General features: G+C 55.2%; 18 protein-coding genes and 2 pseudogenes. 5 read left to right on the top strand and 15 right to left on the bottom strand.

All coding sequences use genetic code 11. The annotated features are described in order from the left end of the window. Positions 1–125 (bottom strand): annotated as a pseudogene (locus DES37_RS22230) (DDE-type integrase/transposase/recombinase); the annotation flags it as partial. Between the two features lie 36 nt (positions 126–161). Here DES37_RS22230 and DES37_RS25970 point away from each other — a divergent pair. After that, positions 162–347: pseudogene (locus DES37_RS25970) on the top strand (hypothetical protein); the annotation flags it as partial. Between the two features lie 71 nt (positions 348–418). On the opposite strand, the gene DES37_RS22220 reads toward DES37_RS25970, so the two are convergent. From DES37_RS22220 to DES37_RS22190, 7 genes are all read right to left on the bottom strand, one after another. Further along, on the bottom strand, positions 419–1,192 hold the full coding sequence (locus tag DES37_RS22220) for an ABC transporter ATP-binding protein (RefSeq protein ID WP_110027937.1): 774 nt from the start codon (positions 1,190–1,192) through the stop codon (positions 419–421). 72 nt (positions 1,193–1,264) lie between these two features. Continuing rightward, on the bottom strand, positions 1,265–2,131 hold the full coding sequence (locus DES37_RS22215) for an ABC transporter ATP-binding protein (RefSeq protein ID WP_110027936.1): 867 nt from the start codon (positions 2,129–2,131) through the stop codon (positions 1,265–1,267). Beyond that, the gene (locus DES37_RS22210; RefSeq protein ID WP_110027932.1) at positions 2,103–3,008 is read right to left on the bottom strand and encodes an ABC transporter permease; all 906 of its coding nucleotides are present in this window, start codon (positions 3,006–3,008) and stop codon (positions 2,103–2,105) included. The genes DES37_RS22215 and DES37_RS22210 overlap by 29 nt, the downstream gene beginning before the upstream one ends. After that, the gene (locus DES37_RS22205) at positions 3,005–4,042 is read right to left on the bottom strand and encodes an ABC transporter permease (protein WP_110027931.1); all 1,038 of its coding nucleotides are present in this window, start codon (positions 4,040–4,042) and stop codon (positions 3,005–3,007) included. The genes DES37_RS22210 and DES37_RS22205 overlap by 4 nt, the downstream gene beginning before the upstream one ends. Continuing rightward, positions 4,039–5,670 carry an ABC transporter substrate-binding protein gene (locus tag DES37_RS22200; protein ID WP_110027930.1) on the bottom strand — a complete coding sequence of 544 codons (1,632 nt, stop codon included), beginning with the start codon at positions 5,668–5,670 and terminating at the stop codon, positions 4,039–4,041. Before DES37_RS22200 ends, DES37_RS22205 begins: the two co-directional genes overlap by 4 nt. A gap of 37 nt (positions 5,671–5,707) precedes the next feature. Next, the gene (locus DES37_RS22195) at positions 5,708–6,862 is read right to left on the bottom strand and encodes a mandelate racemase family protein (RefSeq protein ID WP_110027929.1); all 1,155 of its coding nucleotides are present in this window, start codon (positions 6,860–6,862) and stop codon (positions 5,708–5,710) included. Positions 6,863–7,251: 389 nt separating this feature from the next. Further along, on the bottom strand, positions 7,252–8,463 hold the full coding sequence (locus DES37_RS22190; protein WP_110027928.1) for a pyridoxal phosphate-dependent aminotransferase: 1,212 nt from the start codon (positions 8,461–8,463) through the stop codon (positions 7,252–7,254). Positions 8,464–8,540: 77 nt separating this feature from the next. Here DES37_RS22190 and DES37_RS22185 point away from each other — a divergent pair, with 77 nt between their 5' ends. Then, entirely contained in the window at positions 8,541–9,656 is a 1,116-nt protein-coding gene (locus DES37_RS22185) for a glutamine amidotransferase-related protein (protein WP_110027927.1), read from the top strand. Here the strand turns inward: DES37_RS22185 and DES37_RS22180 are convergent. The 7 genes from DES37_RS22180 to DES37_RS22150 are packed head-to-tail and all read right to left on the bottom strand — an operon-like array spanning position 9,643 to position 16,320. Continuing rightward, positions 9,643–10,563 carry a dihydrodipicolinate synthase family protein gene (locus tag DES37_RS22180; protein ID WP_110027926.1) on the bottom strand — a complete coding sequence of 307 codons (921 nt, stop codon included), beginning with the start codon at positions 10,561–10,563 and terminating at the stop codon, positions 9,643–9,645. The two genes, DES37_RS22185 and DES37_RS22180, sit on opposite strands and share 14 nt — an antisense overlap. Before the next feature lie 10 nt (positions 10,564–10,573). Continuing rightward, the gene (locus DES37_RS22175; protein WP_110027925.1) at positions 10,574–11,737 is read right to left on the bottom strand and encodes a M24 family metallopeptidase; all 1,164 of its coding nucleotides are present in this window, start codon (positions 11,735–11,737) and stop codon (positions 10,574–10,576) included. Continuing rightward, on the bottom strand, positions 11,727–12,824 hold the full coding sequence (locus tag DES37_RS22170; protein ID WP_110027924.1) for a mandelate racemase/muconate lactonizing enzyme family protein: 1,098 nt from the start codon (positions 12,822–12,824) through the stop codon (positions 11,727–11,729). The genes DES37_RS22175 and DES37_RS22170 overlap by 11 nt, the downstream gene beginning before the upstream one ends. After that, the gene (locus tag DES37_RS22165; RefSeq protein ID WP_110027923.1) at positions 12,821–13,996 is read right to left on the bottom strand and encodes a M20 family metallopeptidase; all 1,176 of its coding nucleotides are present in this window, start codon (positions 13,994–13,996) and stop codon (positions 12,821–12,823) included. Before DES37_RS22165 ends, DES37_RS22170 begins: the two co-directional genes overlap by 4 nt. A 12-nt stretch (positions 13,997–14,008) precedes the next feature. After that, positions 14,009–14,755, bottom strand: coding sequence for an amino acid ABC transporter ATP-binding protein (locus tag DES37_RS22160; RefSeq protein WP_110027922.1), 747 nt, complete (start codon positions 14,753–14,755; stop codon positions 14,009–14,011). Then, positions 14,752–15,477 (bottom strand): amino acid ABC transporter permease, encoded by a 726-nt coding sequence (locus DES37_RS22155; protein WP_036110434.1) that lies wholly within the window; start codon positions 15,475–15,477, stop codon positions 14,752–14,754. Before DES37_RS22155 ends, DES37_RS22160 begins: the two co-directional genes overlap by 4 nt. Before the next feature lie 30 nt (positions 15,478–15,507). Continuing rightward, entirely contained in the window at positions 15,508–16,320 is an 813-nt protein-coding gene (locus DES37_RS22150; protein ID WP_110027921.1) for an ABC transporter substrate-binding protein, read from the bottom strand. 189 nt (positions 16,321–16,509) lie between these two features. On the opposite strand from DES37_RS22150, the gene DES37_RS22145 reads away from it, so the two are divergent. The 3 genes from DES37_RS22145 to DES37_RS22135 all read left to right on the top strand — a co-directional run bounded on the left by DES37_RS22145 (position 16,510) and on the right by DES37_RS22135 (position 19,708). Beyond that, on the top strand, positions 16,510–17,406 hold the full coding sequence (locus DES37_RS22145; protein WP_036110441.1) for a GntR family transcriptional regulator: 897 nt from the start codon (positions 16,510–16,512) through the stop codon (positions 17,404–17,406). Between the two features lie 71 nt (positions 17,407–17,477). Then, a complete protein-coding gene (locus tag DES37_RS22140) occupies positions 17,478–18,263 on the top strand; it encodes an SDR family oxidoreductase (RefSeq protein WP_036110445.1) in 786 nt (261 codons plus the stop codon). Positions 18,264–18,625: 362 nt separating this feature from the next. Further along, positions 18,626–19,708, top strand: coding sequence for a GGDEF domain-containing protein (locus tag DES37_RS22135; RefSeq protein WP_110027920.1), 1,083 nt, complete (start codon positions 18,626–18,628; stop codon positions 19,706–19,708). Positions 19,709–19,830: the final 122 nt, after the last annotated feature.

Here is a 19,830-nt window from a genome sequence, read left to right as displayed (position 1 = left end):
TTCGGGCGTTTACGCCGCCAGAGTGCCATCTGTAACGCATCACAGGCCAGTTTTGCCGTCATTCGTGAGGACATCGACCAGCCAATAACGGCACGAGACCACAGGTCAATCACCACCGCCAGATACTGATCCTACCCACGTAATGTGGACACAGCCCTATCGGGGTACAGATTGACCCGACGTTGTACCAGCAGTTTGGTATCACGGCGGTTACTGCCCTGGCCACCGTGGTGCGGGGGAGTCTGCCGCTGAAAGATGCACTGGAAAAGGTGGCTGCCGGTGGCGACTGTGCGCAGACAGCGAAAGCCATTTGGCCACTTCTGCTTTACGTTGACAGGCGCACATAAAAAAACCGGCAGGGTGGCCCGCTGCCGGTGTGAACAAAAAACAGGTTATTACCGGGTTCCCCGGCGCAAAGTCAGAAAACAGCCACAAGCTGTGCCATCTCGCGGCTATAGCGCTGGCTCCCCTGAACCAGCATTTGGGTATAGGGCGAATCAGCTTTGCCGGAAACCAGTTGCTCAATGGGCAAGGTTTCCAGTATCCGACCGTGTTGCATGACCGCCACCCGGTGGCACAGGTGAGCAATCACGCCCAGATCATGGGTTACCAGCAAATAAGTGAGCCCCGCCTCCTGGTGCAACTGCGCCAACAGGTTAAGGATTTCCGCCTGTACGGAAACATCCAGTGCCGATGTTGGTTCATCCAGCAGCAAAACTTGTGGCTCAAGGATCAACGCCCGGGCAATGGCCACACGCTGGCGCTGCCCGCCCGAAAGCTGGTGTGGGTAGCGGTCGCGAAAGGTACGGCTAAGGCCTACTTTATCCAGTAACTGGCTGATACGCCTTTCCCGCTCACCAATACGGTGAATCGCCAGCGGCTCTTCGAGAATATCGCCAATAGTATGGCGCGGGTGCAAGGAACCATATGGGTCCTGAAACACCATCTGAACCTGGCGGCAACGGGCGGGAGAGAGGTTGTGAGTCAGCGGGGTGCCATTCAGTTGCAACTCGCCTTGCCAGTGGGTAAATAACCCGGCGAGGCACTTAAGTACCGTCGTTTTTCCTGAACCAGATTCCCCCACCAGCCCGTAAATTTCGCCTTTACCAACGGTGAAGTTCACATCAAACAGCACCTGGTTTTGTTTGTTACCCTCACCGAAGTGAAGGTTCAGGTGGCGGACATCAATCATTGTTTGCGCATTCATGCTTTCCTCGGCCCTGGTTTTTATGGTGATAGCTTCCGTTTTCATGGGTCACACTCCTTACTCATTCAGCCAGGATGCCTGCCGTTGCAGCACCGGTAACACTGCCCGTGGGTGGTGCAAATCTGGCAATGCATCAATCAGCCCTCGGGTATAAGGGTGCTGTGCATTGTCCAGATCCCGGGCGGCGAGAGATTCCACAACCCGCCCGGCGTACATCACCAACACCCGGTCGCAAAAACTGCGTACCAGGTTGATGTCATGGCTGATAAATATCAGCCCCAACCCGCGCGAGGCGACCAGGTCATCCAGCAGGGCGAGAATTTGCAAGCGGACGGAAACATCCAGCGCGGAGGTGGGCTCATCGGCAATCAATAGTTCCGGCTCGGTGATAAGCATCATCGCTATCATCACGCGTTGCCCCTGCCCGCCGGATATTTCATGGGGGTAGAGCCGCCAGACACGTTCAGGGTCACGAATGCGCACAATATCCAGCATCGCCAGCGCTTTCTCCCGGGCCAGTTTCTTGTGCCCAGGGTGGTGAGCCAGCCAGGCTTCGGCAATTTGTTCTCCCACGCACACTACCGGGTTAAGAGAATACTTTGGGTCCTGCATTATCATGGAGATACGCCGCCCACGAATGGCGCGCATCTGCGCTTCGGTGGCGGTGCGCAGATCTATATCGCCAAACTGCATACGCGCGGCACTGATACGGGCTTTTGCCGAGTGCAAATGCAGTAATGCCCTGCCCACGGTTGATTTACCGGAGCCAGATTCACCGACAATCGCCAGTTTTTCGCGCCCGAGGCTGAATGACACACCGCGAACAGCCGATGTCACCTGGCGGCCATTAATAAAATCGACCTGTAAATCCTGCACCTCCAGCAAAGGTGCGCTGTTATTCGCTGCGGGGATCGAGAATGTCACGTAAGCCATCTCCTAAGAAATTGAACGCCAGGCTGTTAATCAGAATCGCCAGCCCCGGAACCGTTACTACCCACCAGCACTCCATCATGTAAGTGCGCCCACTGGAAATCATCGCCCCCCACTCAGGCTCTGGAGGCTGAGCCCCCAGGCCAAGAAACCCGAGGCCTGCCGCTGTCAGAATAATGCCTGCCATATTCATGGTGATGCGGATAATGACCGAGGGCAGGCACAGCGGCACAATATGGCGGCACAAAATACGTACCGGCGACGCGCCCTGCAGGCGAACCACTGAAATGAAATCAGCCTGGCGTAATGACAGTGTTTCGGCGCGAGCCAGGCGGGCAATCGGTGGCCATGCTGTCAACGTAATGGCGATAACCACGTGCTCAAGCCCAGGGCCAAGAGCCGCGACAAAAGCCAGCGCCAGTACCAGGCTTGGGAAGGAAATAAAGATATCGGTGATGCGCATCAGTACGGCATCAACTTTGCCGCCAAAGTACCCGGCGGTAACCCCCAGCAGCAATCCCAGCGGGCCGACCGTGACCGACACCAACAGCACAATCCATAACGTGATACGTGAGCCCCACACCAGGCGGCTGAAAATATCACGCCCGAATTCATCCGTGCCAAACCAGTGGGCCGCACTGGGGGCGTTAAGGGCATGATCCAGGTCCTGAATTAACGGGTGATACGGCGCAATCCAGGGGGCAAAAACCGCCACCACAACCAGCAGCGTGATAATCCCGCCACCCACGGCAGTTAAAGGGTTACGCGCCATTTTGCCAACAAAAGCCGCCATGCGTTGCACTAACCGGCGAACACGCAGGCGGTGTTGTTGACCGGCGAGTATCTGCGGTGAATCCAGCGATACCGTCATGATTTTGTCCTCGGATCAAAACATTGATACAGCATGTCGGACAGCAGGTTGAGCATCACAAAGATAACGCCCACCAACAACACACATCCCATTACCGCATTCATGTCGCCCAGCAATAAACTGCCGGTCAGATATGAGCCAAATCCAGGCCACGAGAAGACAGTTTCAATCAACACCGCGCCTTCCAGTAACCCGCCATAAGCCAGTGCCACCACCGTCAGCAACTGCACCAGGATATTACGAAACGCATGGTGCCAGAGCACATGGCGCACACTCAGCCCCTTCACCCGGGCGGTAATAATGAACTCCTGTGAAAGCTGAGCGAGCATAAAACTGCGCGTCATGCGGCTGATATAGGCCAGAGAATGGAACCCCAGTAGCGAAGCAGGTAACACCAGGTGTTTCAGTGCGTTCATAAAGACCTGGCCGTTGCCTGCCAGTAACGCATCCACCGTCATCAATCCGGTATGGCGCGGTACAACACCATCAAGGCCAAAATCCAGCCGGCCTGCACCGCCTACCCAGCCAAGCCAGGCGTAAAACACCAGTAACCCCATCATGCCCACCCAGAAGATGGGCGTTGAGTACCCGGCCAGGCTGATAATACGCACAATATAATCCGCCAGGCTGTTGCGCCGGGAAGCGGCCAGAACACCCAGAGGAATACCCAGCCCGGCCCCGACAATAATCGCCACTGTCGCCAGCTCCAGAGTGGCCGGGAATACCCGCAGAATATCGTCAAGCACGGGTTTACCTGTCAGTAGCGCATTACCCAGGTCACCGTGAGCCAGGCCATTGAGGTAAATGAAAAATTGCGTCCAGAGCGGTTTATCCAGCCCCAGTTGGTGGTATACCTGTTGGTAGGTGCTGTGGTCAGCATCCGGGCCAACTATTGCCAGCACCGGGTCTATTGGCATCACGCGGCCAATAAAAAAGGTTAACAACAGTAGCCCAAACAAGGTTATCGCCACCTGAACAGCACGTCGGGTTACCTGGCGCACCGGCCCGGTTGTCAGCGCAAGCGTCATACTCATAACCCGCCCTCCTGTGGTACTGATTCAGTTTTGTAGACATCACGCAAGAAGGTGGTGGCCGATGGGTGCGGCTGGTAACCCTGCACGGTTTTACTCACCACCACTGAGTCCACCATCTGTGAAACAGGGATAAGCGCAGGCACCAGTTGGTCATAGCGGCGTTGAATAGCCTGGTAATCGGCAATCTGTTTCTGGCTGTTCTGCTCCAGCAGCGCCTGGTTGATCATCTGGTTAAGCTGCGGGTCGTAAAACCCGGTGCGCCAGCCCTGGAAGTTGGTGAGTTTCGCCTCATCACGGTTATCCGGGTTGTACACCAGCGAACGCAGGTTGGAGTGAGGATGGGGTTCAACACCACTTCCGCCCCGGCCTACCAGCATGTCGAAACGGCGCTCACGCATGGCTCCATAGATTTGGTTACCGGTGCCGGTAATAATTTTGGCGCGAATGCCGCCCTGCATCAGGGTGGACTGCACGGCAATGGCAATATTCATGAATGGCTGGTCTGACAGTACCCGCAAGGTGGTATCGAACCCATCCGGATACCCGGCTTCTGCCAGCAGTTTGCGGGCGCGCGGTACATCCAGCCGGTAACCCGGGTCAGGTAATGTTGACGGCATTCCGGCTTTTATGGGCCGTTGGTGAAGCTCGCCATACCCCGGCATCAGGGCTTTGTTAATGCCCTGGTAGTCAATCAGGTAGCGCACCGCTTCACGTACCAGGCGGTTGGAGAATTCCGGGCTTTTCATACTCATTGCCACGTAATACAGCGTGCCTTTCTGTACTGCATCAACGGTTAATGCCGGGTTTGAACGCAGGGCATTGATATCGGCAACCGCCATATTACTGGCAACGTCCAAATCCCCTTTTTCCATCATCAGGCGTAAGGTTTGCGACTCCTGGAAATGGCGGAAAATTACACGGCTGAGTTTGGCAGGACCGCGCCAGTAATTAGGGTTACGCACCATACGCAGCACATCTTTCGCCTGCCAGACATCAAGGCTGAATGGCCCGGAACCGGCAGAGTGTGTAGTCAGCCAGTGGTTGCCCCAGTCACCATTTTGTTCATGCTGTAACACGGTTTGCTTGTCCAGCACACCCAAACTCCCAAGGGCTGCCAGCGAATAGATAACCAGTTGCGGGTCATTAGGTTTGGGTAACCGGATTTGCACAGTGAACGCATCCGGGGCGCTGACCAGTGAATCGATATTGTTTTTGGTAAACCCATAAGATTTCCATACCGATGCCTGAGCCAGGTTAAGGTGCAACAAGCGGCGCATCGACCAGACAACGTCTTCTGCGCTTAACGGGTTACCCGACTGAAATGTCACCCCTTGTTGCAGGTGAAAGGTCAACATATCCCGGGACGGGCTGATATCCCAACTACGGGCAAGCGCCGGGCGCACATCAGAAGGATTATCTGCAGGAAGTTCCACGAGCGAGTCGTAGAGATTAACGACGATTCCCACCACTTCGTTACCGGTCATGGCCGCCGGGTCAAGAGTCAGGAGATTGTTCATATTCATGCCGATGATCAGTTGATCAGGTGGGGTTTTCCCCCATGCCTGACCACCGCCCAGCATGATAAGGAGCGTGAGCAGCCACGCCCCCATTCGGGAGCTGGTTTTCATGTTGTATACCGCCGTAGGGTTGAGGTTTTTTTATTTATCAGCCGTGGCTGATTGTATTGGCTTCGATATACGCAAAATTAATGTCTTCACCCAGGCCAGGTCTGGCAGGTAACTGTACGTTCCCTTCGCTGTCCATCGGGTCTACCAGACTGTTAAGCCAGGGGGCTGGCTGGTCGTAATCCAGGAATGGGTGCAGCAAACCACGCTCGTACCAGCGGCAGTTTTTAATCGCTCCAATTACAGCCAGGCTGGCGGCACCATTACCATGCACTTCACAGTTCATGCCAAAGGCTTCTGCCAGGTTAGCCACTTTCAGGCAAGGCGAGATACCGCCCACACCGTTCGCCCCGGCCCGCAAAATATCGCAGGCACCTGCTTTCACCCAGTCGGCACGGGAGTGGTATTTGCCCCCCAGGCTTTCCGGCCCGATAACATCAATCTGTAAGTTATCTGCCAGCCAGGCGTAAGAAGACATGCTCTCTTCCTGCATGGGCTCTTCAAACCAGGCAAAACGCAGTTTTTCCAGCTCCTTACCGATGTACAACGCATCGCTGCGGCTGTACCAGTGGTAGCCATCCAGCATCAGTTCAATATCCGGGCCTACGGCTTCACGTACCGCGGCACAGGCTTTCACATCCATTTTGGGATCGGGTGCGAAAGCTACGGGAGGCATCCAGGTGTGCAGCTTGATAGCTTTGTAACCCCGCGCCACTAGTTTTTCGGCAAAATCGCCATACTCTTGTGGTGTGGAAAGCCCCCCGCGCAGTTCATCACCACACATGGTGCTGCCATAGGCGGGTACCTTGTCGCGGTAGCCCCCGAGTATTTTCCAGACCGGCAAATTGAGTTTGCGGCCAATTAAATCCCACAGTGCCTGTTCAACAAATGACATCGCGCGCTCTGTCAGCTGGTGCGCACTGCCGCGCTGCCACAGCACCAGATCCTGCCACAGGCGTTCACGGTCGAAGGGGTCCTGCCCCACCATGACTTTGCGGAAAAAAGCATCCAGAACATAAGGCCGGACAATTTCAGGGGGAGCAAAAGAGAAGCCCTGCGTGCCGTCATCAGCGGTGATTGTCAGCATCGCCATCGTTGCCGAATGTGGGTCTCCCGGGTGTGAATGCCCGGCACTGTCGGACACCCGTGGGCTCATCCAGCTAAAAGTAGTGGTATTGATAGATTCGATTTTCATTCCAGTTCCTCAGGATTACCGCTTGTGTTATCTGCGCATATGCCTGCGGCGAAACCTCCGGCCGCCGCCCATGGCACATGCGGTTAGGTCAGTCTTTATTCACCTGGCTGAAAAGATAAGGAGAAGCGTTCATCAATGAACGATATGACTCAGTTTCATTCTGAGAAAACAAATAATTTTATTTTTGAAAAGATGTTTCAAATATGAATTCTACGTGAAAACACCCTGCCCGGCATCATGCAGACACGAAAAAAAACAACAGAGATTTGGGCATACGCCAGATGACGGGTGATATTTTTCACAAAATTGACCACGAAAAAACCACGGGGAAAAAGGAAAGCGCCGCAAACCCACGGGGTTGCGGCGAAAAAATGCGGGGACTGGAAAAGCTACACGCTCAGGCTTTCACATGCGGCCAGCAGGCGCTGGCAGGCACTGTGTAGCAGGTTGTCTTCTACAGCATAAGCAATGCGCAAATAGCCCGGAGTGCCAAAAGCCGAACCATGCAATACCGCTACATGAGCAGTCGCTAATAGCCATGCCGCCACATCACTGTCGCTTTCAAGGCGGTTTCCTTCGGGAGTAACCCGGCCAATCAGGCCCTGGCAATTGGCAAAAATATAAAATGCGCCTTCCGGGGGCTGAGCACTGATGCCATCAATAGCGGCCAGTGTATCCAGCACCTGCTGGCGGCGTGTGTTCAGTTTTTCCCGCCAGACGTGGAAAAAACTGTCTGGCTGGGTCAGGGCTGCCACTGCTGCCGCCTGAGAAATTGTGCTGGGGTTAGAGGTACTTTGTGACTGCAGTACCTGCATGGCATTGATAAGCCACTGAGGCCCGGCGGCATAACCCAGGCGCCAGCCCGTCATGGCATGGCTTTTCGATACGCCGTTAACGGTTAAGGTGCGGTCTGCCAGGTCTGGAGCAACCTGGGCAAAAGTGGCAAACGGGGTATCGTCATAACGCAGTGGCTCATAAATATCATCAGCCAGGATAAGCACTTGCGGGTGTTGGCGTAACACATCGGCCAGCGCACACAGTTCATCGGCACGGTAAACCGCCCCGCTCGGGTTACCCGGCGAATTAAGTACCACCCAGCGGGTGGCCGGTGTGATGGCCTGTGCCAGTTGCTCTGGTTGCAGTTTCCAGCCATGGGTTTCATCGCAAGGAACAATCACCGGTTCCCCTTCCGCCAGAGCAACCATATCCGGGTAAGAGACCCAGTATGGAGCAGGAATAATCACCGACTGGCCGGCATCCACAGTTGCCAGGAAGGCGTTAAAAATCAGCTGTTTTGCTCCGCTACCAGCAATGATCTGCCCGGGGGTGTAGTGCAGCTGGTTATCGCGGGCAAATTTATGGGCAATCGCCGCTTTAAGTTCCGCTGTACCGGCAACCGCAGTGTATTTAGTCTGGTGATGCACAATGGCCTGAATGCCTGCATAGCTGATGTTATCCGGCGTTGCGAAGTCCAGCTCACCTTCACCAAGGTTAATCACTGTCTTCCCCCGGGCTTCCAGCTCACGCACCTGGTCAGAAATTGCCGCTGTGGGCGAGGGCCTTACCCGGCGCATCCGGCGCGCCAACGCGTTATTATTCATAAATCCTCTTTTGTATCTAATGAGTCAGTTTATACAATCACAGACCTGTCTACACATTCATTAACCGGGAGAGCCCCGTGACACAGACCTTTATCGTTGATGATTCCCCGTACCCGGCACGCTTTGGTGTTGCCGCCAGCTTGTGGGCCAATGCACAGCAACGCCCGTTGTGGAGCTTACGCCCGGCATTTAGCGGCGATTTCCCCGACAGCCACCAGCACGTCTGCCAGGCAGGCTACTGCGTAACCAGTGGGCTGTGGCTAAGCGATACTCTGCGCGAAGAAGTGGCACAGGTATCACAACTGGCAACCGCAGAGCCTGGCTGCGTCGTAGTCCTCAGCCCGGCTCACAGTGCAGCAACCGCCACTTTGCCAGGCACTCGCCTGTATACCCACCATGAAGGCGATACCCTGCAATTACTCACCGCAGAACGCGGCGTTGTCGCCCACTGGCAGGCCGACCAGTGGGGCCGCTGGCAGGCCCAGGCACAACCCACTCAGGGTGCCACACTGCATATTGGGCTGGCTGGCCGTGAAACTGACCACTGCCTGGGCTACCCGGCCATTGTTGCTGCACTGGGCGATGCCGCAGATGCGCTCGGTGTGCGCGTCCAACTGCACTTTTTCGCCCCGGCCACGCTATCTGAAAACCTTGCTGAGCTGGATGGCCTGAATGGCGTGATCCTGCCAGGGGGTTCTTCCATGGCCGCCGTTAACGGGCAAATTCGCCTGGCGGGTGCCACAAACCAGCGCGCTTTGGCCACGCTGGGGTTATGCCTTGGCATGCAAAGTATGGCGACAGCACTGGTGCGCCAGACGCCGGGGTTTGAGCAGGCAAACCTTGCCGAAGCAGCCCCTGATGCCCCCTGCCACAGCTTTGTGCGCTTTGATGACCAGCGCCACCGCTGTGGCGTGCTGCCGTTCATCCCCCTGGGGCTACTCAGCAACCTGATGCCGCCCTCCGGCATGCATTACAACCACCGCTACGTGTTCAACCCGGCACTGCGCACACAACTTTGTGCAGGCGACGGGCAAATCAGCGCAGAAACAGACGGGATTATTGAGGCCATCAGCCTGAGCAACCACCCGTTCTGGCACGGGGTTCAGGGCCACCCGGAGCTGTCTTCCCGCCCGCAGGCCCCTCACCCACTGTTTTGCGCCTTTTTACAGGCAGCGCAGATTACGCCAGCGTAACGCCACTGCGTGGGTCCTGCGCCAGGGTGTTCATTACCTCGCGCAGGGCGGCCAGCGCACTGTCAGAAATGGGTTTTAATGGCGCACGAACCGCACCACCGTTAAAACCACGTAACGCCATAGCCGCTTTTACCAGTTGCGGCTGGCCGTGCTGGCGAGCCAGTGCCCGGTAGCTGTACCAAAGACTGTGTAAATCGCGCGCGGTGTGGGCATCCCCTTGTTCTACCGCACGGTAAGTTGCCAGAATAAGTTCAGGCAGTGCGCCACTGTTGGTGGTGCTGATACCGTCAAACCCGGCCAGCATAGGGCCGTTAAACACCAGGTCTGATGCGCAGAACAGGCGAACTTTGCCCCCCAGGCGGTTGGCGATTTGGTCCACCACTGTTGGGGTTAAATCCCCCTGTTTGATCCCCACCACGCCGTCGATATCTGCCAGTTTTTCCAGTTGCGCCGGAGACAGCGTGATACCAATACCTGGTGCGTTATAAATCAGAATACCGGTGGGTGACAGCGGTGCCATTTCTTCGAAAAACGAGATGATTTGCGCATCGGTAATTTCGGTAACAAACGGCGGGGTTACCATCGGCAGCCCGCCGAGCTCCCCGGCGAGGATCGTCAGTTCACGCACCACGCGCGGGTCTGAGCTGGCGCTGCACAACATAACCGGCACGCGGTCACCCACAATGCTCATTACACGGGTGAACAGTTCCCGGCGCTCTTCAACAGATAAGGTGGGGAATTCGCCATAAGTCCCGCCAATCAGGATACCGTCGTAACCCAGGCCAATAACGCGTTCAATGTTTTCCTGTAACGCGGCAAAGTCGATATTGCCTTGTGAGTTAAAGGGGGTAACGGTGATGTTGAAAATGCCGCGCAGGCGCTCCCGGGTTTCGTTCATATTTTTCACAAGTTGCTCCTTACAGCAGGGTTAAAGGGCGGGCCAGTGAGCCCAGTTGGCGGTAGCCGGTTTCTGTCACGACAATGGTTTCACTGACACCGACAGTGAACTGGCCGTAAACCCGTAATGCCGGGGGAATATGGAAGGTCATGCCGGGTTGCAGTACGGTATCCACACCGCTGTACAGGCTGAGAATGCCGCCTTCGCCCCAGTCCGGTGCAAACGCAACACCAATGGAGTAGCCGGTGCGTTTTTTGAAATTGTCGGTGAAACCGGCTTTATCAATGACCCGCTGGCAGGCCAGGTGCGGAGCCGCACAGGTTTCGCCCGGGCGAATGGCGTCCAGTGCTGCCTGTAACGCTTCCTGGCAGACTTTCTCCATTTCCAGCGCAATGGCCGGGGGTTTACCTAACCATGCTGAACGCATCAGTGCGGCGTGGTAACGGTCATGAGCGGCAGACATTTCCAGAAACACCGGGTCGCCCGCTTCCATCACGCGCCTGCGCCAGGTGCCGTGCGGCACACCGCTACGCGGGCCGGTGGAAACCAGAGGCTCCATCCCCACGTATTCAGAGCCCGCAGCAATGGCAGCCCCCATCATGGCCGACACCAGGGCATTTTCATCGGCGCCTTCACGTATTGCCGCCAGGCCTGCCTTCATCCCGGCATCCACATAGCGAGCCGCCGTGGCGATCTTTTCCAGTTCTGCCGCTGATTTCACCGCCCGCAGTGGCTCGATAATTCCGGCGCAGTCTGCCAGTTCACCTAATTTGCTTTGCAGTGCTTCATACACGGCGATGGGCAGGAACCAGCCGCGTTTATCAATACCAATGCGTTTACCCTGCCAGTTGTTTTGTTGCAGCATGCTGAACAAGAAATCGACCGGGTTATCGCCATCCTGGTAAACCGCGGCATCGGAAATAAACGTGTTGGCAATAAAGTTGAAGTATTCGAGCTGGCGAATCACAAACACCGGCTCCCCTTCTGCTGGCAGCAGTAACGCCTGGAAGGTGTAATAACCCGGGGTTTGCTGGCCGGTGAGCCAGAAGATATTTTCCGGGCCGGTCACAATCATCACATCAACACCCGCAGCGCTCAGGCGTGCACGGGCACGCTGGATACGGTCCTGGTACTCTTCTGCAGCAAAGGCAGACTCACGCCCCTGAATAACATTAGTTTGCATAGTTCCACTCCTGAATAAATGTGGCCTGGGCGGGGTTAAACACCACACCAAGGCCGGCAGATTCGGCGACGCGCACTGTGCCGTCGTGGTAAAAAAGCCCGCAGGCCGGGTCGTCGGTCAGACCATCAGCGCCATACAGCTCGCCCCAGACAGGTTGCAACACCCGGCAAACCTGCAAGGCAGCAGCGGTGGCCACATGGCCTTCATTCATCTGGCCGACCATAAACGGCACACCAGCCAGTTGCAGTTGGCGGGCGGCCTCCATTAACGGTGCTATGCCGCCCATTTTCACCAGCTTTAAATGACCACGCAGTTGGCCGTCAGCTTCAATCAGCCGGGTTATCGCCGCCGGGCTGTTAAGGCTTTCGTCCAGCATGACGGGAATGCCCAGCGCAGACAGTTCGCCCAGGCGGTGGTCATTGGCAGGTGCCAGCGGTTGTTCGATATAACTGAGCTGTAATGGGCTCAACTGCGGGAAATATTCCTGAGCCTGTTCAGGCGACCACTGGCCGTTCACATCTATCGCCAGTGAGATGGCCGAACCAAAATGCTGGCGCAAAATGGTCAGGCGGTTCAGGTCAGTGGCGAAATCCGCCACGCCAGTGCGCAGCTTGAGCTGGGTGAATCCCCGGTCAACATAGTGCTGCGCCTGGTCCAGCAACTGCTGCTCACTGCCCCAGAATAAGGTTTGGTTGGTTGGGAAAGCGCAGGCACTGCCCGGCTGGCCGAGCCAGGCCGCCAGGCTTTGCCCCTGCTGGCGAGCCAGCAAATCATGCAGGGCAATGTCCACCACCATGCGTGCTGGTGCCAGCAGCGTGCTGTCCGGGTGGTGCACCGCCGCCAGCATGTCCGCAGGCGTGGTGTGCCAGTTCAGTGCATTGAGCCAGTGAGTCAGGTTATCGAGCACCTGTTGCTCACTGTAGCCATGTAAGTAACGGATATTGAGCCGCACTTCACCGGTGCCATACACCCCGTCACACTCAAGGTGTAACCACAACGTATCCAGCCCGCTAACCGAGCCAGAAGACGCCGTATGTAATGTCACACCCCGGTAATGCAACATTCCCCGGTACAAACGCCCTTTCACGCCTGGCTCCCCACTGGCAGCATTGCCAGGGCAATATCCAGGTAGATATATGCCGCAGAGATAAACTCTTCGACCGGCACAAATTCGTCTGGCTTATGGGCAACCGCCAGTGAACCAGGGCCAATCACCACGCCTTTAGCGCCCAGCGTGCGGAAATGCACCAGGTCACACCCGCCCTGGAAGCCAAATGGCCCGGGTTCAGGCTGACCGTGGCGGCGGCAGGCTTCAAGGCTTGCCTGTACAATGCTTTCGTTGCTGTCGGTTTCCGTAGCACCACCGGTGGTGGGCTGCCAGCCAATAATTTCGGCATCCACGTTGAATTGCTGGCGAGCGGTATCCAGCAGTTGCTGAATTTCGGCTTTAACGGCGTCTTCGTCTTCACCCGGCACCATGCGGCGGTCGAGCAGCAATTCGCAGCTGTCTGGCACCACGTTATCGGCATGCCCGCCATGTACCCGGGTTACCGTCAGGCTGGCATTTCCCACCAGCGGGTGGTGGCGGCAACACACGGTGTGCTGGTGGTTGTGTTCGACCAGGCCCAGCAACTGCCCGGCTTTATAAATGGCATTCACGCCCAGGTCTGGTGTGCCGGAATGCGCGGTAACGCCATTGACGCGCACGCGGGGGCGCAGGCTGCCTTTATGCGCCGAAAACGTAGCGTTGGAGGTGGGTTCACCTATCACGGCAAAATCAATGGTGACCGGGCTTTCTTTGACATAAAACTTCGCCCCTTCGCTGGCAACTTCTTCGTCGGCGGTGAAAACACCCATTAATGTGCCAGACCAGCTGTCGCGCTGGTTTGCCAGCATACGCAGCGCTTCCACCATTGCCACCAACGGGCCTTTGGCATCACAAGAGCCACGGCCATATAACCGGCCATCTTCTTCTGTCAGTGTAAAAGGTTCACGCTGCCAGCCCTTTCCCGCCGGGACAACGTCCAGATGAGTATTAAAAGCAAAACAGGGGCCAGGGCCATTTTGCAGCACGGCAATCACGTTAGTACGGCCTGGCGCATACTCACTGAACGACAAATCAAACCCAGCGGCAGTAAGCCAGACCGCGACACATTCCGCCGCTTCACGTTCACGGCCTGGCGGGTTTTCAGTATTAATAGCGACCAGCGTTGCCAGGTCTTTTTTCATGCGGGCGCTGTCCGCGTTAAAGCCACTCATAGGAACTCCCAATTAATGTAAAATTTGGTCGAGGAAACGGCGCGCTCTGGCGCTGACCTGGCCTTCAAAAAAGTCATTTGCGCTGGCGCGCTCAATGATCTCGCCCTGCTCCATAAACAAAATTTGGTTGGCAGCCCGCCGGGCAAACCCCATTTCATGGGTCACCACCATGCTGGTCATGCCTTCTGCGCTGAGCTCCGCCATTACATCCAGCACTTCGCGGATCATCTCCGGATCCAGTGCCGATGTCGGCTCGTCATACAGCATCAGTTCCGGTTTCATCGCCAGGGCGCGGGCAATCGCGACACGCTGCTGCTGGCCGCCAGAAAGTTCGTCAGGGAAGTGATCAGCCCGGTCAAACAGGTGAACTTTCGCCAGCAAGGCATCGGCCTGTTTACGGGCTTCAATACGGTTAATACCGAGCACAGTCATAGGTGCCAGCATCACGTTTTCCGCCGCCGTAAGGTGCGAAAACAATTCGTAGTTCTGGAACACCATGCCAATGTGCTGGCGTACTTTGGTGGCCGGGATCTCGCCACGGCTGATGTTTTGCCGGGCAAAGAAAATATCGCCACTGTCTGCCGGGGAAAGCAGGTTCACACAGCGCAGCAACGTGGATTTACCAGAGCCAGAGGGCCCAATCAGTACCACGGTTTCACCACGCTTCACGCTCAGTGAACAGTTTCTCAGCACTGTCTGGCGGCCAAAGGCTTTATCGATACCAATCATTTCCAGCATCGGTTTATCTTCATTGCTCATGGCAGCTCCTTAACAGCATCAGTGGGGGAATGTGCCTGGGCCGGCTTCTTTTGGCTGCGGCGACGGCGCTGTTTAGGGTCCAGCGTGCGTTCAAGCCAGGACTGGAAAATCATGAACAGCGTGGTTAACAGCAGGTAATAAATACCCGCGGCACACAGCGCTTCGAAATAACGGAAGCTGGCGCTGGCCGCCTGGTTGGCGACCAGCAGCAGTTCCTGAACAGCTATAACAGAAACCAGTGCACTGGATTTCAGCATGCTGATCATCTGGTTACCCATGGGGGGCAGAACTATACGGGCAGCCTGAGGCAACACTATCTTGCGCATGATCTGTGCATTGGTCATCCCCAGAGCCATTCCGGCGGTGCGCTGGCCGCTTTTCACTGCCTGCAAGCCAGAGCGGAGGATCTCCGCCATGTATGCCCCTTCGTTCAGGGATAAAGCAAGAACGGCACAGGTGAATGCGGAGAAACGCAGGCCGAAGCCGGGCAGCACGTTATAGACGAAGATGATCTGAAACAGCACTGGCGTTCCACGAAACAGCCACAGATAGAAGAACGCCAGCAATCTGCCAGCCCGAAACGGTGCTTCCTGTAATAAAGCCAGCACCAGCCCTAACACCACCCCACACAGCAATGAGCAGAGAGTGATAAGCAGCGTCATCCACGCCCCTTGCAAAAACGCGGGGGAAATCACGTACTGCCACATTAAATCAATCGACATAGCATCCTCCGTTGGGACAAAAAAGCGGGATCAGAAAATAGAAACTGACGCCGGGAAGTGCCATTTCTCAATCAGTTGCTGGTAAGTGCCATCTTTCACCATGGCTTGCAGGCCTTTTTCCAGCAGCGCTTTGGTTTCGGTATCACCTTTGCGTACTGCGATGGCGATATGGGTATTGGCTTCAAACTCATCGCCTGTCGTTTCGAACATGCCTGGTTTTTCTGTCATCAGCGCCACGGAACCTGGTGTGGAGAGAAACTCCGCATCTGCGCGCCCCTGAGCTACAGCAACCGCTGAATCTGTTGCCGCCGGGAAAGTCATCACGTTAATGGCTGGTTTACTGGCCGCGAGGCAGTGTTTGTTGTCTTCACGCGCCTGGCTCTCTTCAATGCCGCCCAACGTCACGGCGATATTTTTGCCGCACAGTGAGAGGTCGCGCCCGGTAATACCTGCCGGGTTGCCTTTACGCACAATGACCTGGCTGCCGATTTTCAGGTAGGGAACAAAATCCACCTGGGCGGCACGCGTGGGGTTGACGTACATCGCGGAGTTAATGATGTCGAGGCGCTTGCCCTGGAGTGCGGGGATAAGCCCTTTAAACTCCATTGGCATCGCCACCGGGGTGAGTTTTATCTCTTTGCTCAGGGCGTTAATCATGTCGATATCAAACCCGGTGAGCTTGCCATCTTTCATAAATTCAAATGGCATAAATGTGGCGGCTGTGCCGTAAGTCAGTTTGCCTGGTGTAACAAATTCACTGGCCGCCTGGCTGCACAAAGGCAGTGAAGCACTGAGTGCAACCAGAACTGCGGCAAGGCGAATTCGTGGATTGTGTCTGGACATACGCGTCTCCTGAATCTTTCAACGATTGGATTTGTTGTGTCAATAAATACAATTAAAAGCGCAAAACAAAGTGATCATTTTGGTGCGCCTGCCCTCAAAAAGTGCGCTAATTGCTTTATTTCGTTCCGTCTGGCTTCCTGTGATATTGTATATTACGACCACAATAATGCATTTCAGGAAGCCACCAGCATGCAATCTCCTTCTACAGCAAGCAGTCGCCGGATAGCCCGACAAATACTTGACCTGATAACTGAAGCAAGATTCGATCCAGGTCATCATTTGCGCGAGCAACATTTAGCCGATGCACTGGGTGTATCACGCACGCCAGTGCGCGCCGGGCTAAAAGAGCTGACTCAACTTGGCGCGGTGGAAGCCCGGCCAAATCAAGGGTTTTACTTGCTTAAGAACGTAGAAGAGTTGCAGGCGTTAACCATTGAACAACCCAAAACCACCGACCAGAATCTTTACGAACAATTAGTCCATGACCGCATAGCCGGGTTGCTGCCCGCCTCTTTTACCCAAACCGAGATTGCCCAACGCTACGAAGCAGACCGGGGCGTTCTGACCCGCACTTTACTGGGGCTCGCGGAAGATGGCCTGATTGCCCGCAACCCAGGCCATGGCTGGCGTTTTCTGCAAACACTGAATACTGATGTTGCCCTGAGAAATGGCTACGGCTTTCGCCTGATGATTGAGCCAGGCGCCCTGCTTTCTCCGCATTTTCACCTCGACCGCCATGCCTTAAAACGGATGCGCGCCCGCCATTTATGGCTGATTGCTCACCCGGATATCACCCAGGTTCCCCCTAAAGATATTTTTGAAACCGATGCCTCTTTCCATGAAATGCTGGCGGAAGCCAGCGGCAACCTGTTTGTATTACAGGCTATCCAGCAACAAAACCGCCTGCGCCGCCTGATGGAGTTTGGCAGTTATCACAATAAACGGCGGGTTAAAGAGTGGTGTGAAGAGCATGTCGCTATCCTTGATGCCATTCGGCTGAACAACCGGGAAGAAGCCGCCAGCCTGATGACCAGCCACCTGCAATATGCTTACGATCAAGTTGCCAGCAAAGTACCCAAAGCCTGAACGGCATCATTTTTGCATTTATTGAACCTGAAAATACAAATCAGCAACAGCAATACAATCAGGAGAAGTGAATGCATTTGCAGATAGAAAACCGTGTCGCACTGGTAACAGGCGCCGGAAGTGGTTTGGGGCGCGCAATGGCGCAGGCGCTGGCACAAGAAGGGGTAAAAGTGGCTGTTACCGGGCGTAACCTGGAAAAACTGGCGCAAACTGTGGCATTAATTGAGGAAGCAGGCGGCAAAGCACGCGCCTGGCAACTCGACCTGGCCGCGCCAGAACAATTCGACACCACGCTCAATGCTATTCGCCAGCACTGGGGTGATATTGACATCCTGGTCAACAACTCGGGTGGCCCGCCGCCTGCACAGGCGCAGGGCGTGGCAGAGGAAACCTGGCACAAGCAGTTTTCATTAATGGTTGGCTCACTGATTCAACTGACAGATAAACTGCTTCCCGCCATGCGCGCACGGGGCTGGGGGCGGATTATTACCAGTACGTCTTCTGGTGTTATCACGCCAATTCCGGGCCTGGCACTTTCCAATGCACTGCGCATGAGCTTACTGGGCTGGTCCAAAACACTGGCCAGTGAAGTGGCGGCAGATGGTGTTACCGTAAATGTACTGGTTCCCGGGCGTATCGCCACTGACCGGGTCGCGCAACTGGATGCAGCGAAAGCGGGCCGGGAAAACAGCACCCCGGAAGCAATTGCCGAGAAAAGCCGCCTGAGTATTCCGGCACGCCGTTATGGTAAACCCACTGAATATGGCGCGGCGGCTGCTTTCCTGGCAAGCCAGCAGGCCAGTTATATTACCGGCACCGTGATGCGTGTTGATGGTGGGCTGATTCCGTCCATTTGATATTAAGTTTATTGCGGGCAGGCCTGATTCCTGCCCGCAATACTTTCCCTCGATACTTTCCCGCAATACTTCCCAGACAAACATCACAGCCAGCCAATAACCGCCTGTGTGAATAAAGGGTATTCCCGGATATATTTTCATTGTATTTTTACTCTGTACTGTTAGCCTGAATAAAAAACACACAGCAGAATACCAACAGGATACCTGGGTCTGATGACAAACCTCATGGTCACACAGAACAAGAGAATGTCGCCTAATAAAAAACCTGGAAAATCAATTTATTGATTTTCGGCTGCTAACTAAAAAGAAGGAAAAACCACGCTTTTTCCTTCTTTTTCATCAATCTGAGGATACCTGCAACCTTGTTAAGTGTATCGCCTGAGAGCGTTGCTCTGCGTGAACCCTGGCAGCAAGGGTTCCAGCAGTGGCATTTACGCAGCAAAGTGCCACAAATTCGCTATATGGCATTTCTTACTGCCATGCTGTATTTCCTTTATGCATCAATTGAATACAACATGGCGCTAAACTTCAGCGAAATACGCCTGCTGGTACATGGTTTTATTGTACCTGGCACGTTGCTGGTAATCAGCGCAATGAGCTATTACCCCAGGTTATATACCTGGATGCGCCTGCTGCTGACTATTGCGCCAGTCTGTGCCATGGCTACCAATTTGTGGCTGAATCTGGGAAAACCTGATTTTGCGTTTTTTGCGCCTGAAATATACCTGTGTATTTTTTGGACCTTTACGGTTTCCGGCCTGACGCTTAAATACGCAATCAGTGCAGCATCAGTCAATGTGTTGATGGCATTATTGATGACAGTAAACCGCGGTGTTAACGCTGTTTTTATCGACCTGCACCTGTTATGGATAACATCCGCTTTCTTATTTGGGCTGTTAGGCGGGATGGTGATGGAGAAAGCACAAAAAACGCTGTACCTCCAGCAAATGGACCTGGCCTGGAGTGCCTCGCGCGACAGCCTGACAGGATTGTGGAACCGGGCAAAAATGACAGTGTTATTCGAACAGGAAAAAGCACAGGCCCTTGACAGCCCGGCACCGTTATCTCTGATTATGCTGGATATTGACCACTTCAAACAGGTTAACGATACCTTCGGCCATGCCGCAGGCGACGAGGTGTTGATTCAGTTTTCCCGCCTGCTACGCGACGTTACACGCCCGCAGGATAACGTGGGCCGCATGGGCGGCGAAGAGTTTGTTATTTTGCTGCCACACACCCGCCTTGCCGAAGCCTGTAACCTGGCCCGGCAATTACAGGCGAAGATCCACGCCTGCGATTTTGGTACATCGGGTAACGTTACTGCCAGTTTTGGCATTACGCAGTTTCGCCCGGCAGAAACCTTTAGCGATATCCTGGAGCGCGCAGACCGTGCGTTATATGAGGCAAAAAAACAAGGCAGAGACTGCCTTGTTTCCCTCACGTAGCACCGGCCAACAGGGTTTTTCTGGTTACGCCACCAGTCCGTAAACACTTGTTGTGGGTCATCAATGTTAATGCGCTCACCAATGCGTGGTGTTTTTAGCTGCCAGTTGTGGTGCTCACTGGC

This window comes from Mangrovibacter plantisponsor, assembly GCF_003182475.1.
GTDB lineage: Bacteria > Pseudomonadota > Gammaproteobacteria > Enterobacterales > Enterobacteriaceae > Mangrovibacter > Mangrovibacter plantisponsor.
The sequence above is the reverse complement of the archived record's forward strand: the minus strand, read 5'-3'. Positions and strand labels throughout refer to the sequence as shown.